This is a genomic window from Kastovskya adunca (assembly GCF_059505785.1).
On the sequence record NZ_JCACLG010000028.1, the window covers coordinates 40,781 to 56,221 of the forward strand.

The window sequence follows — 15,441 nt, forward strand, 5'->3', positions numbered from 1 at the left end:
TGATATCTGCTTTGAAACCTTTCTTTATTCTCAAATGTTTAAGGCTGGGGATGAAGGTGAAAGAAATTAATCAATGCCGCACCCAAAGATGAAACAAATCATATAAAATAGTAGCTGATTAATTTCTGAATTTTTTAAATGATTTAACCGCAATTACTGTTTACTGAATAACGGCTTTTGAAAAGCTATTTCCTTGAGTTTTCAACAAACGAGATAATAATCGAGTAAACCGCAAAAACTGTGCTTGGTTTTTAGAGGAGAGATGGGGATGAATCTACGCAATCTACCGTTGGACTGGGAAACTAATCCCAAAAGCTCTTATATACCAATTTTGTATCAAGGCGAAATAGTAGGGTTTTGCAAGCCTAAACATGCAAGTCGAATTGTTGAGGCTCTCAATGAAGATGAAAAACTTCGCAAGGCTCTAAAGTTAGCTTGTTTAGATTTACTCGATGAAATAAATGGCGATATTACCCAAGCTGAAGCATTAATGAAAAAATACATGAAAGTTGTCAGTCGTCCAAAATATGGAACTGCTGCAATCGCAGCTTTACTACGAGATCGACAAAAGGAACTAGATTTAAGCGATCAAGAATTTTTCAGTTTTTGTGATTCTTACCGATTATATTCAAAACAGCTAGGAAAGATATTTGCTGGCACTCCGGTTGAGGATGACTTACTGTTACCACTATCTAGAATTTTAGGGTTATCAATTGACAGAATAATTAGTATACGTGATGGCAATGCTTAGCAAATTTTTGTTTGGTTGTGAAAATGATCGATGAAGCGGCTAAGTCAACAATATGGAGAATTGCTAGAGACGATTGTTTTTTACAAACAACCAAAAATTATTAAAAAGGAGATACAAGTAAGGTTTGAACTTAGTAGTAGAATCACTAATTTTATATTTGTCATTAAATTTTGTTACGATTAGCTTTGGATAGTGAGCCATTTACGACTGTAATCTAGGTCTGACGCTCAACTTCCCTAGATGCAATTCTTGGAGACATAGTAATGTTGCGACTTGAACACATTAGTAAGATTTATCCCACAGGCGAAGTTCTCAAGGATGTTAATTGGGAAGTTAAGCCAGGCGATCGCATCGGCTTAGTCGGCGTCAACGGTGCCGGAAAATCTACCCAACTGAAAATCATCGCCGGAGAAATGGAACCCACATCGGGGGAAGTAATTCGTCCTGCGAGTTTGCACATCGCCTACCTCACCCAGGAATTTGAAGTTGATCCCGGACGCACGGTTCGAGAAGAATTTTGGACAGTATTTAAAGAAGCCAACGAGGTACAGCAAACCTTGGCACAGGTGCATCGGGAGATGGAATCAGCCGATCCGGAAGAATTAGACAAACTGATTCATCAAATGGATCGACTCCAGCGTCAATTTGAAGCCCTTGATGGCTATGGCTTAGATGCACAGATTGAGAAAATCTTGCCAGAGATGGGGTTTGAAATGGAAGATGGCGATCGCCTCGTCAGTGCCTTTAGTGGTGGCTGGCAGATGCGGATGAGTTTAGGCAAAATTTTGCTACAAAAACCCGACTTGTTGCTGTTAGACGAACCAACTAACCATCTGGATTTAGAAACCATCGAATGGTTGGAAAATTACCTCAAGGGGCTGAAAACGCCGATGGTAATCGTTTCTCACGACCGGGAGTTCCTCGATCGCCTCTGCACCCAAATTGTAGAAACTGAACACGGTGTCTCTACAACCTATCTCGGTAACTACTCGGCTTACCTACAACTCAAAGCCGAAAATGCTGCCGCCCAACTGAGTGCTTACGAACGTCAGCAAAAGGAACTAGCTACTCAGCAAGCCTACGTGGATCGGTTCCGCGCCAGTGCAACCCGCAGTACCCAGGCAAAAAGCCGCGAGAAGCAACTAGACAAAATCGAACGCATTGAAGCCCCTACGGGGGGACTGAAAACCTTGCACTTCCGCTTTCCCCCCGCACCTCGCAGCGGACGGGAAGTAGTAATTATCAAAGATTTGGTGCATACCTACGACGATAAGATTCTGTTTTTAGGGACAGACTTGTTGATTGAACGAGGCGATCGCGTTGCCTTTCTCGGCCCCAATGGCTGCGGAAAATCCACTCTCCTGCACCTGATGATGGGGATGGAAAAGCCCACTGAAGGCAGCATTGTGTTAGGAAATCATAATGTTATTCCAGGTTACTTCGAGCAAAATCAAGCCGAAGCTTTGAACTTGGACAGAACAGTTATGGAAACGATCCACGACGAAGTGCCAGACTGGAAAAATCAAGAAGTCCGGACATTACTCGGTCGTTTCCTCTTTAGTGGCGACACCGTCTTTAAAAAAGTTGCCGCTCTTAGCGGGGGCGAGAAAGCGCGGCTAGCATTGGCTAAAATGCTGCTACAACCCGCTAATCTGCTGATTCTCGACGAGCCAACCAATCACCTCGACATTCCGGCAAAAGAAATGCTGGAAGAAGCGATCCAGAACTATGACGGTACAGTGATTATCGTCTCCCACGACCGTTACTTTATCTCCCAGGTTGCCAATAAAATTGTTGAAATCCGCGAGGGGGAATTTCGGGTTTATCTAGGTGATTATCAGTATTATTTAGAGAAAATTGCTGAAGAAAAGGAGCAAGCAAGATTAGCCGCCATCTCCGCCGCCAAAGCTGCCAAAAAAGCCGCCAAAGCTGCTAAGAAAGACACCGCTAAACAGAGCTAACGCGATACTGACTGAGGGGGAAGATAGAGTGGACTAAATAGTAATATTTCTGTCTTAAGATCCCCCCAAATTTCCGCGAAAATGCCTAGTAAGGCAGATCAACGGTAAAAACTCGTTGCCAATCTAAGCCCCAGTGGTATCATTGCGGTGAAATTCTTATGTAAAGAGAAGGCAACACTATGGCGCAAGCACCTGTTTCTCCTGTGGTGCTAGTCATCTTAGACGGATGGGGATACCGCGAGGCAACGTACGGTAACGCCCTTACCACCGCAGGAACACCCGTGATGGATAGCCTCTGGGCAGCTTATCCTAGTACATTAATTCGTACTTCTGGTAAAGATGTAGGACTCCCAGAAGGACAAATGGGCAACTCAGAAGTCGGTCACTTGAACATTGGTGCCGGACGAGTTGTTCCACAAGAATTAGTGCGAATTTCTGATGCTGTCGAAGATGGTTCCCTTTTGAGCAATAGTGCTCTGTTGCAAATTTGCCAGGATGTCAAAGTCCGGGGCGGCAAAATGCATCTAGTCGGGTTGTGTTCAGAAGGAGGAGTTCATTCCCATCTCGATCATCTCTTGGGATTGTTGGATTTAGTCAAGTCGCAAAACCTTAGAGATGTCTGTATTCACGCCATCACAGATGGTCGCGACACCAAGCCCGTTGATGGCGTTAAAGCCATTCAAAGAATTGAAGACCACCTGGAAAAAATAGGCATAGGACGAATCGTCACCATCAGCGGTCGTTACTACGCCATGGATCGCGATCGCCGTTGGGATCGGATTCAAAAAGCTTATGAGGTGATGACTCAAGATGCACCCGGTGATAGTCGTTCCGCTGTCGAATTGCTCAAAGCCTCCTACGAAATAGATCTAACCGACGAGTTCATTTTGCCCACCCGCCTGACTAGCGGTGCTATAGAACCCGAAGATGGAATCATTTTCTTTAACTTCCGTCCCGATCGATCGCGGCAACTAACACAAGCCTTAGTTGACCCCAACTTTGATGGCTTTGAGCGGGAGCAAATCCAACCTCTAACCTTGGCAACGTTTACCCAGTATGACCCCAGCTTACCCGTCTTGGTGGCATTTGAGCCGCAAAACTTGACGAATATCCTCGGAGATGTCATTGCCAATCACGATCTGCGGCAGTTTCGCACCGCCGAAACCGAGAAATATGCTCACGTCACCTACTTCTTCAACGGTGGTTTAGAGCAGCCCTTCCCTGGGGAAGACCGTCAACTTGTATCAAGCCCGATGGTGGCTACCTACGACCGCGCCCCCGCCATGTCTGCTGAAGAAGTAACAGATATAGCGATCGCGGCACTCAAAAAACGTATTTACTCCCTGATCGTCATTAACTACGCCAACACCGACATGGTGGGACATACAGGCAACATCGAAGCCTGCGTGGAAGCCGTTAGAACCGTTGATACCTGTGTTGGACGCTTGGTAGAAAGCATTAACAAAGCAGGTGGTGCCGCGTTAATTACGGCGGATCACGGCAACGCCGAATGTATGCGCGATGAAGACGGTAACCCCTGGACAGCGCACACCACCAACCCTGTACCCTTCATCCTCATAGAAGGTGAAGGTTTGAAAATCCCCGGACACGGCACAGAAATTCGGCTTCGTAACGATGGACGGCTGGCGGATATTGCCCCGACGATTCTTGAAATCTTGAAACTGCCCCAACCGCCAGAAATGACGGGACACTCGCTGCTAGAACCTGCAGGTATTGAAGTTAAACCGAACCGGACTCCTGTGCGAGTGGCTTTGTAAGCAAGGGAAGCGATTAACTGTTAGCATTATAGTTATCTCATTCTCTTGAAACTGGTCAAGAGCTAAACTGAAAAGTGCTAATTCTCAAGGCGCAAGCTTTCAATTAGGCTCATCACCAGTCACCTTTAAACTGCATTTAATGTTCTCGCTATGACGATCAATCAAGTCATCCAAATCATTTGGGCAGTGTCTGCTCTTGGGTTAATTGTTTTAGTATTGCTGCACAGCCCAAAAGGCGATGGTATTGGCGGTATCGGCGGTCAAGCCCAGCTCTTTACCAGTACCAAAAGTGCAGAGACAGCCCTGAACCGCGTTACTTGGGCGCTAGCCATTACGTTTATTGGCTTGACGATCGTCTTAAGTGCAGGTTGGGTGTAGTAACCACCACTGTGCTTAACTCAGACTTCTCTCGCGCCTAGGCAACTTGGCGCGTTTTCGCTTATTGAGGGCGAGGGCATGTTTTCAAACTAACCATAAGCAAGAGGGATACCCGCCGCTGATTCGAGCTGTTGGCTGGCTCTAGCCTATCTGTAAGACCTCCCAGACTACCTGCTAGTCCCAGACTCAGAGTGAGTCAATCTCGTCAATTTCATTAACAAGCTGTAAAACGCTGTTGTATAGAGGTTCTGCAACCCAAAATCCAGCGTCGTTGACCAAAGCATCCAATAAAGGCTTTACCTCAGCAATCAAGCCTTGACTTTTAGCTTCGACCAAGATTCCCAAAATACCTGTATATCGAAGGTTTAACCTAGTTGCTACTAGCCGACCCCGGCGCTCATCAATTAAAACTTGCTCGGCTTGGCTCTCGACTGCTAGGGCGATCGCCTCAGCTTCTCCAATGTCAAGTTCGTTACTTAGTGCTTCGACAAGAGTGCGATCGCTAACAGCACGAGTTTGAATCCACTCAATGGTTTGTACTTCGGTTGCGCCTGCAATGGGAAAATTTGGATCAGTTAGTTCCCGATAAACGGCTTCAGGAATAAGAACTGTTCTGTAAAGTTGATGGAGAAGATGAAGCTGATTTATTGCGGCAAGATTGTTAAGGGGTGATGTATCGCTAACAACAATCACAATCTGCCCATGTCCCGCAGATTTTGAATGTCTTGCTCAAAATCTTCCACCCCGTAATGCACTGGAATGCGGCGACTAGCAAGTAGGTGCTGAAATGCAACACGGTGCATTCCTGCAAAACGGCTGGCTTGAGCGTGGGTAAGCTTCTCACGCTGAAAGAGCATGACAGCGATTTCTTGACGCATTTCAGCCTCAGTCATGCGAGTTGCAGTTAAAATTTCGTTGGGGACAACAACACTCATGGCTAAACTCCTCGCTACGTCTATTATTCTAATCCCCCTGAGTCAGCAAATATCTGTGTCCTGTCCGAGCTAGCTAACACTGCGTTGGTAAGGTTTTGGTATCTGAAAATTCTTTACAGATTGAAGGAATCAGAGAAGATAGCAGTAAGACAGCCAGGAGCGATCGCACTCCCTCTCACAGAGTCAAGGATAGCCATTTTTTCACGCCTCTGTCCCAGTTTCGCATCTAAATTGAGAGCGATCGCTGTTGACTAACCATCTTGGTAACCTGGTGTTGTCTATGGACAATCAGAAAATGTGTTGTGTAATTTAGTTGTTGGGGCGCTTTATTCTGCTCGCAAACTATCCTAAAATTGGGATCGAATCACAACCATGCAAGAGTTTCATAAAATTGTCAGTTTGGTTACGGAAGAGCAACGACAGAACATGGCCCAGCTGACCGATTCAGCATTTGGTAATTCCCCGGAAACTCTTTGCAATCATATACGCTATCTCAGGGCTGGAAGTATTGGTCAACTTTTCTGGAATAACTCTTGGAAGCAAGTTGTGACAGATGTTGCTGACCACATTGATATTGATTGGTTTAGCACATTAAAAGGTCGTAGTTGGCATAACTTGGAATCTCAAGAAATAGAAACTGCTGTTGTTGCCAAATTATTTCAAAACATGCTATCTCAACTCTCACCAGAGCAGCGACAACAGATTGTCATGGAGATGAAAAAAGAGACTGATGACCCACATCTTGAAGGCTTGCTACTAGGTGGTAGTGCAATGGCTGTTGCAAGGATGAGTGGTTTTGGGGTGTATTTGTTAGCAAGTACTGTACTGGGCAGCCTTACTAATGCTCTGGGAATCACTCTGCCTTTTGCAGTTTACATGGGCATGAGTCAAACTATTGCGTTTATCCTGGGGCCTGTGGGATGGGTAGCACTAGCTGGGAGCATTCTCTTTACGCTTAACCAACCCAACTGGAATCGTCTATCGTTAGCTGTCGTGTATGTCTCAATGCTTCGACATTCAACGTAGTTGAAGGTAGCCACATTTTCACGTCTCCCGCCCGGTTGCATAGCTAAACTGAGAGCGATCGCCCAACATCTGACCCTGTACTAGAAGTTGGTTTCCGTAGGCGAGTTGAGCAAGTTCCCAAGCTTTCAGTGCCTTGACGACATCATGGTTATGCTTAACGAGAGCATCTGCAAGAGCGATCGCGTATTATTCCAGTTCTTTAACTTCCTCAATACCTTCATCAGACAAAAGGGAAGCTTTCGCTTTTTCAGCATCTATTCCAAACTCAGCCGTGAGATTAGCTAGAGTTTTGACATCAACTAATAACAGCACGGTAAGTGATTCGTTTTCAACAGTCTCCCAGAAGCTATTCAAACCGCCGTCAGAAGCCTTTGCTGGCGAGACGGCTAATAATCATTGCTGTGGCGATCGCCACTAGCCTAGGAGTCATTTTCACGCAACTGCAGCCCGGACAAAGCCTCGATCCCTCTCAATTTCTGCCTACCCTGCAAGCACACTCCTTGCCCCCTCACCTCAGCCAATGGCAAGACACAAATAGTAGAGGGGATTACTTTGAGGAAATCCAACCTACCCCAGTTGGCTATCTAATCTGGTCGCAATTTCCCCTCAAGCTCTACATTGAGCGCCCCGTTAATGCCTCCTTGTCAGCCAGTAGCCAGCAGCGCTTCCAGGAGTGGGTTGAGGCGGTCTTGCCAGCGGTAGAAGCATGGAGTGCCTACCTGCCTTTAGAAGTCGTGGAAGACTCCGCCGCCGCTGATATTAAAATTTGGCGATCGCGTCCTCCCCTTATAGCCTCCCTTGACCGGGAAAACGGCAAATTTCAAATTCCTCGCGCTCGTGCTGCTGAGACACGCTACGAATTTTACCTGCGCCCAACATCAAACAATGCCACTGTCTTGTCCCATCGCTGCACCATTCACCTCAGCCCAGACCAAAGTAACGAGTACACCGCCGCCACAGCTCGTCACGAACTCGGTCACGCTTTGGGGATCTGGGGTCATAGTCCTGTAGAAACCGATGCCTTGTATTTTTCCCAAGTGCGGAATCCGCCGCCAATTTCTCCCAGAGACATCAATACCCTCAAGCGCATCTATCAGCAGCCAACGCGCTTAGGATGGGCAATGCCTGAGAATTAACCGTTAAACTACTGCCAGGCGTTCTCTTCCATCTGTACAAGTAGCGGCAACTAGGACGAGACAGAGAGTAGCGATCGCCAAATGCCTTCTATCGCCAAAACCTGCCAGTTAGGTAAATTTGTAACCGCTAGGATAAAGCATGACCGCTCAACGGCAACTGCTGCTGCTGTAATACATCGACGTAAAGCTTTTCTAGCTGAGTGATATTACGACTAAGGGTGTAGCGTTCTAGAACGCGGGAGCGGGCTTTTTTCCCCAATAACTTTGTCCATTCGCAGTGATCGCGCAGGAGGGGGAAAAGGGTTTGTAGCTGGGTGGCAACGCGATGAGTGTTGAGAATCACACCTGCGCCATCTTCCAGGACTTCGCCATCCGCCCCGGCATCGGTGGCAACGCAGGCAACACCACACGCCATTGCCTCTAGTAACGACAACGATAACCCTTCTAAAAACGACGGCAAAATAAAAACATCAGCGGCACGAAGAATCTCAATTCGTTGGTGTTCATCCTCAACAAATCCCAGCCAAATGACGCCGTACTCGGAGTCGTAGAAAGGCTCTAGAGAAGGCTTTAAAGGGCCATCACCGACAATAACTAACTTGCACTTTGGGCCCATATCCGAGTGCTTCCAGGCGCGTAGCATGGCCTCTACGTTCTTTTCTGTAGAGATGCGTCCTTGGTAAACAAATAAGCGTTCGGCATCAAATCGGGCTTTGAGATTGTTGATACCAGGGGAATATTTTTGCACATCAACTCCGTTGGGAATGATTGCCACTCGCTCTGGTGGCACACCTAATTTCACCAGGAAGTCCCGTTGCAGTTGGGAGAAGATCACCACACGGTTGTAATGCGCCAGGAAGGGTGCGTACAACTGATAAGTAAACAGTTGAGTTCCTGACTTGAGATTGCGCCGCTTGCCATCAAAGGGCGGATGGAAAGTAGCGACTAAGGGAAGATTTAACTCTTCACAAATGTCTGGCAGGAGAAAGTCTAAAGGAGAAAGAGTCAGGGATGCATGGACAACGTCAGGCTTGAGTCGTTGGAGCGATCGCGCCAAAACTTTACTCGCCTTCAAGGTCGGAATTGTATAAATCTGAGACTTGTACAAGAAAGGCAGAGAAACTTCTTGACATCCTGACCAAGTACCGGGGTCAGATTCCTCTTGAGCAAAGTGCAGGAAACTGACTTGATTGTTCCGCTCTAGGAGCGCATTTGTAACTTCACGACCGTAGGTAACATTGCCACAAAACGGTGATTTTTTTCCGAGCCAGGCGATATGCATTTAGCTTTTAGCAAGTTTAGCGTTCAGCAGTTAGCGTTGGAATTGTCGAGGTCAGATAGAATATACGAATTTTTGTCTATCCTGGAAACCCACTGAATCAACTTGCCAACAGCTAACAGCAAATGTTTTCACTCTTATTTGTCAGCTTTAGTTGATACCGTTGATCCTGTACCGGAAATATACCAGGTTAAGAACCCTCCCGCGATTGCTAATGCCGCTAAACCTAATAAAACGGCTTTCAATCCCAGTAATGTCTCCGCTACCCCGGCTAAAGCTAACGGCAAGCTTAAGGCAATGTTAATTGCATTATTTTGCAAGCCGAACACCTTGCCGCGCATTTCTTCGGGAGTCTCTGCCTGAATTGTGGTTTGCATGGGAATCCCCACCAAAGCCGCAAAAATCCCCAGTACGGCAGTGAAAAACAATGCCATCCATAGCTGCTGATTAAAAAATGCCAGACCTACCAATGAAATGCCGACCCCCCATGACCCAATTAAACTGAGTCGTGTATTGGAAAACTGCTGTTCCCTGTGACCAAGAACTGCGGCTCCGGCTGCCATTCCGACACCGCCAGCCGCGAGTAAAAATCCGAACTGGGACGCCTTCAAACCGGGAATAATTTCCGCCAAGCGCACCGCTAGCACGGATAGAGCGGCAAATACAGAGAATAAAATCACGAGTTGAACCAGAGCATTGCGAACTCGGTGATGTTCTTTTAAGTAGCGGATACCATCGCGGATGTCTTCCCAAACGTGGGGTGTTTCTCCTACAGGAGCATTCGTTTGTTCGCCTGTTTTTAGGAACAGCAGCAGCACTCCTGCGATCGCATAACTGCCCCCAACGATTAGCTCTTTACCAAAATTAAACCCAATTCCTAAAAGGTCTGCCGCTTTGTCGGCGAGTGCTAAGAGCGGATCGCCCACGGCGAAGCCAATAATCAACGACGCCATCATTGTCGTTGTATATAGGGAATTTGCTGGTAGTAGGTGCTGTCGCTTCACAATTAACGGAATCACCGTCTGCTCGGCAGGGGCAAAAAATTGCGTCAGTGTTGAAACTAAAAAAGTAATCAACAAAAGCAGATAAAAGCCGACAGGCAACCCGGCAATCGGTGCCAAATCTTGAGATAACCAGAGTAAAAACGGCACCGCGAACACCAAGATGCCGCGCAGGAGGTTGGTTGATACCAAAACAGCTTTTTTTGGCCAACGGTCTACAAATACCCCGGCAACCGAACCAAACAGTACCGCCGGAATTGTGAAGGCAATCATAATCGCCGACACCCAGCCGCTAATCGTCTGGTTCACGTCCTGAAAGTGACTGGCAATCAAGGCAATCATTAGCACCAGATAAATCTTATCTGCCAGCTGGGAAAAAACCTGACCGCTCCACAGGGTTAGGAAGTTACGGTTTTTGAGAACCGGTATAAACCCTCGTGATTCCGGTAGGCTGGCTGACAAATCAGTTAGTGGGCGATGGGACTTATCGTCCGGTTGTAAATTTTTGTCTGTACCGGGTGACGGGGAAGTCCCGCTCGACGGCTGCTTTTTAGGAAGGGATTTTTCCGTCACACCAGAAGACTGTTTGTTAACTGGATATTGTATAGGTCGTTCAAATTCAGATAATTGCATTCGCTAATTTTCGGGTGATTAATAGAACCCATCTTTACTAAACATCAGTTATATGTTGTGTTGATCTCACTCATTCGGGCAAAGCGATCGCATCGACTAAAGTTGCCGAGCGAATCGAGCGACCGAACTGATACTGAGCATAATCTCGCAGGAGCCGCTCAATCGTCACCCAGCCTCTTTGGGTAGACGGCTGTCCCCCTGATACCTGCTCAATTTGCGGTAAATCTGCCTCCCCTAACTGCTGCAGTAGCGCTAATTCTACGGCATTCAGTTTGACGTTAATCTTGGGGGGTATGGGGGCAGGAATGACTTGGTAACTGTTGGTAGCTTCTGCCACCCGTCCTTCTCTAACAGCCATAGGAGACAAGCCTCTCAATCCAGACTCATTTCCTGACAAAGTGACTGTTCCGCCCGCATCCATGCTGAATCCGACTCGCCAGTCCGGGTCGAGAAAATTCGGCTTGAGCGGATGTTGGGTGACACAGCAAGCTTGCACCTGAGGAGCAACACCTCCTAGGGCAAGTAGGTGAAAGACACCTTGAGAAAGATGAGCAAACACCCCTGTTCCTGAAGCCTGAAGGCTTTTTGTGTTTGGTAAAACGGCAATTCGCCGCAGATGTTCGCTCAACAATTCATAAAGCTCTACTTGCGGCTGCTCGCTCAATGCTTGGTAGAGAACGATTTCTGCTAAGTACTGACTGGCAGCCAACTTACCCAAATCTTGGCTCAAACCCGGATAGGATTCCAAGGTTTCCGCCTGAGTAATTTTATCGAGCGATCGCCCCTTTGCCAGCAGTAACTCATTAACCACAAACAAACCAGTTCTTCCCCCTAGCTTCGAGTTTTGCTTCCGCGCTCCCGGTGCTACAACTCGAATCAAGCCACACTCCCGCGTCAAAATCGTTACCAATCTATCCGCCTCACCTAGAGGCATACTTTTAAGATTGATTCCAGTAGCTTTGTAAGTTCGGCTCATTGAGACTAGAGATGAAGGAGTGATGATCGAAAGCAACAGGCAAAAGTAAAACTGTAATATTTTTAACTTTTTACTCCTACTCCAGCATATCGAGTTGTTGCAACAATTCAGGGCCACGAGATGTTCCTAAGCGTGTTGCTCCTGCCGTCACCAACTCAAAGGCTTGCTGAATTGTCCGAATACCTCCTGATGCCTTAATGCCAATTTGTCCATGAGTGAGTTCCTTGAGCAAGCGAACGTCAGCAACTGTTGCACCGCCCTGCCAGCCCGTGCTAGTTTTCACGAACTGTGCCCCAGCATCTTTACAGATTTCCACAGCCAGTTGCTTTTCCGCATCTGTCAGCAGGGCAGTTTCCAAAATCACTTTCACCAGTTTCCCGGTTTCTTCACAGATTTGGGCAATCTCCCGATATAACTCATCCGTTTTCCCCGCTTTCAACCCTCCCAGATGCATCACCACATCTAATTCTGTTGCGCCATTTTCTACCGCCTCTTGGGCTTCATAGAGCTTGGTAGCGGAAGTGGTTGCCCCTGCGGGAAACCCAATCACAGTACAAACTTGAGGCGATTTACCATGCAGTAGTTCCGCTGCTTGTTTCACATAAACCGGATACACGCACACCGCCGCAAACTGGTAGCGGTCTGCCTCTTCACAACACTTTCTCACTTGCTCTGGTGTTGCCGTTGGATTCAGCAGTGCGTGATCGATTAGTGGAGCAATATCTATCTCTGGATAGGCTTCAGCCATTATTTATTTTGTCTTTTTGACAACGTTTTATCTTAGTTATCTTTGATCAAACTCTTCAGAAAAACTAGATAGTCAGTTATTTGTAAGCTTCCCCGTTCTCTCATAGACAAGGCTTCCCGCTTCGGAGGTGCCCTCGTGAACTGTTTAGAGCAGGAGCGATCGCTGAAGGCTGAAGGATAAAATTAACAGGAGGTTGCCTCAGAGTTAATGCTGACTAAGTTTTATCTTTTTATCCCTTGCTTCTTTTTTGAGAAATCACTAATAAATGAGAAAATTTTTCTTCCCCGGGCTGCTGCTACTGCTCTTATTGCCCATTACCGCCTGTACTCCCTCACAAAACACCACCTCCTCTAGTGGAGAGAAAACTCTCCAACCCTTTACTACAGGGGCTATTCCTGACCAAGATCCAGAAAAATTACAGCGGCTGTATAGCAATCTGGCAGATTACCTGGAAGCGGAGTTAGGTGTTCCGGTAGAGTACAAACCCGTTACCGATTATGCAGCGGCGGTTACAGCCTTCCGGGTAGGGGATTTAGACATGGTTTGGTTTGGCGGCTTAACAGGAGTGCAGGCGCGATCGCAAGTTCCCGGTGCTGAAGCGATCGCCCAACGAGACATTGACGAGCGCTTTAGAAGCGTATTCATCGCCAACAAAAATAGTGGTATTTCCGCCATCAAAGACATTCAGGATTTACAGGTTTTGAAAGGACACACCTTCACCTTTGGTAGTGAGTCGTCTACCTCTGGGCGGTTGATGCCGCAATATTTCTTGCAACAAACAGGCGTTAAACCCGAAGACTTCAAAGGAATTACCGGATTTTCCAGTTCCCACGATGCCACAATTCAATTTGTACAAGCGGGAACCTATGAAGTTGGGGCGTTGAGCGAGCAGGTGTGGAAAAGTCGCTTAGAAGCCGGGGAAATCGATCTAGACAAGGTTCAGGTGATTTGGCAAACACCACCTTACTATGACTACCACTGGGTGATTAACCCTCGCGTCAAAGAGCGCTACGGCGAGGATTTCACCGAACGAGTGCAGGCGGCATTATTAAAGCTTGACCCCAATAATCCCGAACAAAAGGAAATTCTCGATTTATTCGGAGCCGCAAAGTTTATTCCTACAAAAAACTCTAACTACGCCAACATTGAAGCCATAGGTCGAGATATCGGCAAGATTAAGTGAGCGATTCCGTGCCAATTTTTGAGCTGAAACAGGTGTCTCAGCAATTTAATTCCCTAAGTGCCTTGAGTGAGATCAATCTGCAAATTTCCCCTGGAGAACGGGTAGCCTTAGTGGGATCGAGTGGTGCGGGAAAAAGCACGCTGATTAACCTTCTCAACGGCACCCTCTTCCCCACCTCCGGGGAGGTTTGGGCATTGGGACACAATCTTAGTCGCCTCTCTCCCCAGCGGTTGCGGCAAGTACAGCAGCAAATCGGCACAGTCTATCAGCAGTTTCATCTGGTCGATAGTTTACGGGTGATTCATAACGTTAACGCGGGACATTTAAGCCGCTGGTCATTTTTAAAAGCGGCAGCTTCTTTAATTTTTCCCTTGGAAGTAGAAACCGCCGCCAAAGCACTTGCAAGAGTGGGAATTCCGGAAAAGCTCTATGCCAGAACGGATCAGCTTTCAGGCGGACAGCAGCAACGAGTTGCCCTAGCGCGGGTAATGGTACAAAATCCGCTGGTAATTCTGGCAGATGAGCCAATTTCTAGCCTTGATCCGGAACACAGCCGGGAAATCATGGATTTGCTCCGGAAATTGAGCCAGGAAACAGGCAAAACCCTAGTCATTAGTCTCCACGCGATTGAATTTGCCCGGACTTATTGCGATCGCCTGATTGGTTTGCAACAGGGAAAAATTTTGTTTGACGCTCCTGTGGCGGCGGTATCACCAGAAATGATTGAGCAGTTATATCGGCTGGAAAAGTCAGGTTGGCGATCAAACTAACCTCTTAGCCAAAGCTTAAGTTATATCAAGGCATAACGCGAATATTGGGAAAAGTTGATGGCGGATGCAGTACCCTACCCTAGAGGGAAAGGGAATTCTGAGAAAAAGTTAATGGAGATGACGTAGATGGAAACAAATAAAAACGTGCCAATTGATAACCAGAATGTACCTGAAGGACACCGGGGGCTGCACGATTTTTTGTATGGCTCCGACGACGAACACACCGCTACTGAGACGACTCTACAGAATCTTGACAATGATGCCGGAGTGATGCCCCGTGGCGAGTGGTGCGAACAAGCGGCAAATGCAAAAGTCGCTGGGGTTTACGCGGTGCTAGATAGCGATCGCCACACCCAGTACATCGGCTACTCCCGCAATGTCCGGCTTACCCTGGAGGGACACGTTGCTCAAAATGGGGAATCAACCTGTGCTTTCGTACGGGTGAAAGTATTCAAATTTCCAAAGCGTACTGAAATGGAAGCCTTGCGGGATCAGTGGCTTGCCGAACTCGACAGCCTACCACTGGGTAATGCCGACAATAGCGGTATGTGGGCGAGTACTGTTGGTGAAGCATCACGCGCCGTCATGTCAGATGCAGAGCGCAATGCCTACGAAGAGAAAAAGCTCAAACTCCGCAAAGCCATGGCGGATGGAGCGTTGAGCAAAGAGACAGACACAGCGGATGCAGGTGATGCCGAACGGCGACAGCAGCTTGATGCAGCGGTGAATAATGACGACTGGAGTGCTGTAATTAATCATCAGTCGCAGCAGTAAAGCTTTCCCTGATTTGACGAAACCCCTCCGCTCTCATCGGTGAACTAATCCCAAATAGCACTAACTCCAGAAACTTCATCAAAACCGATCAAACCTTGTGCAGGGGGTCTGG

The 15,441-nt window shown here is 47.3% G+C and carries 16 protein-coding genes; 9 read left to right on the forward strand and 7 right to left on the reverse strand.

The window, feature by feature from the left end:
* The first annotated feature begins 268 nt into the window (after positions 1–268).
* The 4 genes from AC5JR3_RS11055 to secG all read left to right on the forward strand — a co-directional run bounded on the left by AC5JR3_RS11055 (position 269) and on the right by secG (position 4,868).
* A complete protein-coding gene (locus tag AC5JR3_RS11055; protein ID WP_495845853.1) occupies positions 269–751 on the forward strand; it encodes a hypothetical protein in 483 nt (160 codons plus the stop codon).
* Between the two features lie 263 nt (positions 752–1,014).
* A complete protein-coding gene (locus tag AC5JR3_RS11060) occupies positions 1,015–2,712 on the forward strand; it encodes an ABC-F family ATP-binding cassette domain-containing protein (protein WP_495845855.1) in 1,698 nt (565 codons plus the stop codon).
* A gap of 179 nt (positions 2,713–2,891) precedes the next feature.
* Positions 2,892–4,490 carry a 2,3-bisphosphoglycerate-independent phosphoglycerate mutase gene (gpmI, locus tag AC5JR3_RS11065; RefSeq protein ID WP_495845857.1) on the forward strand — a complete coding sequence of 533 codons (1,599 nt, stop codon included), beginning with the start codon at positions 2,892–2,894 and terminating at the stop codon, positions 4,488–4,490.
* A 150-nt stretch (positions 4,491–4,640) separates the two neighbouring features.
* The gene (secG, locus tag AC5JR3_RS11070; protein ID WP_495845859.1) at positions 4,641–4,868 is read left to right on the forward strand and encodes a preprotein translocase subunit SecG; all 228 of its coding nucleotides are present in this window, start codon (positions 4,641–4,643) and stop codon (positions 4,866–4,868) included.
* Positions 4,869–5,054: 186 nt separating this feature from the next.
* Here the strand turns inward: secG and AC5JR3_RS11075 are convergent, their stop codons facing one another.
* Positions 5,055–5,561 carry a PIN domain-containing protein gene (locus AC5JR3_RS11075; RefSeq protein ID WP_495845861.1) on the reverse strand — a complete coding sequence of 169 codons (507 nt, stop codon included), beginning with the start codon at positions 5,559–5,561 and terminating at the stop codon, positions 5,055–5,057.
* Positions 5,558–5,803, reverse strand: a complete 246-nt coding sequence (locus tag AC5JR3_RS11080) for a UPF0175 family protein (RefSeq protein WP_495845863.1) — start codon at positions 5,801–5,803, stop codon at positions 5,558–5,560. Before AC5JR3_RS11080 ends, AC5JR3_RS11075 begins: the two co-directional genes overlap by 4 nt.
* Positions 5,804–6,175: 372 nt before the next feature.
* On the opposite strand from AC5JR3_RS11080, the gene AC5JR3_RS11085 reads away from it, so the two are divergent.
* Positions 6,176–6,829 carry a hypothetical protein gene (locus AC5JR3_RS11085; protein ID WP_495845865.1) on the forward strand — a complete coding sequence of 218 codons (654 nt, stop codon included), beginning with the start codon at positions 6,176–6,178 and terminating at the stop codon, positions 6,827–6,829.
* A 186-nt stretch (positions 6,830–7,015) separates the two neighbouring features.
* On the opposite strand, the gene AC5JR3_RS11090 is transcribed toward AC5JR3_RS11085, so the two are convergent.
* Complete coding sequence (locus tag AC5JR3_RS11090; RefSeq protein ID WP_495845867.1) at positions 7,016–7,141, reverse strand: hypothetical protein; 126 nt, start codon at positions 7,139–7,141, stop codon at positions 7,016–7,018.
* A gap of 5 nt (positions 7,142–7,146) precedes the next feature.
* On the opposite strand from AC5JR3_RS11090, the gene AC5JR3_RS11095 reads away from it, so the two are divergent.
* A complete protein-coding gene (locus tag AC5JR3_RS11095) occupies positions 7,147–7,965 on the forward strand; it encodes a peptidase (protein WP_495845869.1) in 819 nt (272 codons plus the stop codon).
* A 127-nt stretch (positions 7,966–8,092) separates the two neighbouring features.
* On the opposite strand, the gene AC5JR3_RS11100 is transcribed toward AC5JR3_RS11095, so the two are convergent.
* From AC5JR3_RS11100 to deoC, 4 genes are all read right to left on the reverse strand, one after another.
* Positions 8,093–9,247, reverse strand: coding sequence for a glycosyltransferase family 4 protein (locus AC5JR3_RS11100; RefSeq protein ID WP_495845871.1), 1,155 nt, complete (start codon positions 9,245–9,247; stop codon positions 8,093–8,095).
* A gap of 134 nt (positions 9,248–9,381) precedes the next feature.
* Positions 9,382–10,878 carry an MFS transporter gene (locus AC5JR3_RS11105; protein WP_495845873.1) on the reverse strand — a complete coding sequence of 499 codons (1,497 nt, stop codon included), beginning with the start codon at positions 10,876–10,878 and terminating at the stop codon, positions 9,382–9,384.
* Positions 10,879–10,948: 70 nt separating this feature from the next.
* Complete coding sequence (gene recO, locus AC5JR3_RS11110; RefSeq protein ID WP_495845875.1) at positions 10,949–11,854, reverse strand: DNA repair protein RecO; 906 nt, start codon at positions 11,852–11,854, stop codon at positions 10,949–10,951.
* Positions 11,855–11,930: 76 nt separating this feature from the next.
* Positions 11,931–12,602: a deoxyribose-phosphate aldolase gene (deoC, locus tag AC5JR3_RS11115; RefSeq protein WP_495845877.1), complete on the reverse strand. Its 672-nt coding sequence runs from the start codon at positions 12,600–12,602 to the stop codon at positions 11,931–11,933.
* 265 nt (positions 12,603–12,867) lie between these two features.
* Here deoC and AC5JR3_RS11120 point away from each other — a divergent pair, with 265 nt between their 5' ends.
* From AC5JR3_RS11120 to AC5JR3_RS11130, 3 genes are all read left to right on the forward strand, one after another.
* A complete protein-coding gene (locus AC5JR3_RS11120) occupies positions 12,868–13,785 on the forward strand; it encodes a putative selenate ABC transporter substrate-binding protein (RefSeq protein WP_495845879.1) in 918 nt (305 codons plus the stop codon).
* On the forward strand, positions 13,782–14,555 hold the full coding sequence (locus tag AC5JR3_RS11125) for a phosphonate ABC transporter ATP-binding protein (protein WP_495845881.1): 774 nt from the start codon (positions 13,782–13,784) through the stop codon (positions 14,553–14,555). Before AC5JR3_RS11120 ends, AC5JR3_RS11125 begins: the two co-directional genes overlap by 4 nt.
* Positions 14,556–14,681: 126 nt before the next feature.
* Positions 14,682–15,329 (forward strand): GIY-YIG nuclease family protein, encoded by a 648-nt coding sequence (locus AC5JR3_RS11130; protein ID WP_495845883.1) that lies wholly within the window; start codon positions 14,682–14,684, stop codon positions 15,327–15,329.
* Positions 15,330–15,441 lie beyond the last annotated feature (112 nt).

Bases quoted from the DNA above. Each gene is read 5' to 3' on its own strand.
- AC5JR3_RS11055 (WP_495845853.1), top strand. From the start codon at position 269: ATGAATCTACGCAATCTACCGTTGGACTGGGAAACTAATCCCAAAAGC.
- AC5JR3_RS11060 (WP_495845855.1), top strand. From the start codon at position 1,015: ATGTTGCGACTTGAACACATTAGTAAGATTTATCCCACAGGCGAAGTT.
- gpmI (WP_495845857.1), top strand. From the start codon at position 2,892: ATGGCGCAAGCACCTGTTTCTCCTGTGGTGCTAGTCATCTTAGACGGA.
- secG (WP_495845859.1), top strand. From the start codon at position 4,641: ATGACGATCAATCAAGTCATCCAAATCATTTGGGCAGTGTCTGCTCTT.
- AC5JR3_RS11080 (WP_495845863.1), bottom strand. From the start codon at position 5,803: ATGAGTGTTGTTGTCCCCAACGAAATTTTAACTGCAACTCGCATGACT.
- AC5JR3_RS11085 (WP_495845865.1), top strand. From the start codon at position 6,176: ATGCAAGAGTTTCATAAAATTGTCAGTTTGGTTACGGAAGAGCAACGA.
- AC5JR3_RS11100 (WP_495845871.1), bottom strand. From the start codon at position 9,247: ATGCATATCGCCTGGCTCGGAAAAAAATCACCGTTTTGTGGCAATGTT.
- AC5JR3_RS11105 (WP_495845873.1), bottom strand. From the start codon at position 10,878: ATGCAATTATCTGAATTTGAACGACCTATACAATATCCAGTTAACAAA.
- recO (WP_495845875.1), bottom strand. From the start codon at position 11,854: ATGAGCCGAACTTACAAAGCTACTGGAATCAATCTTAAAAGTATGCCT.
- deoC (WP_495845877.1), bottom strand. From the start codon at position 12,602: ATGGCTGAAGCCTATCCAGAGATAGATATTGCTCCACTAATCGATCAC.
- AC5JR3_RS11120 (WP_495845879.1), top strand. From the start codon at position 12,868: ATGAGAAAATTTTTCTTCCCCGGGCTGCTGCTACTGCTCTTATTGCCC.
- AC5JR3_RS11130 (WP_495845883.1), top strand. From the start codon at position 14,682: ATGGAAACAAATAAAAACGTGCCAATTGATAACCAGAATGTACCTGAA.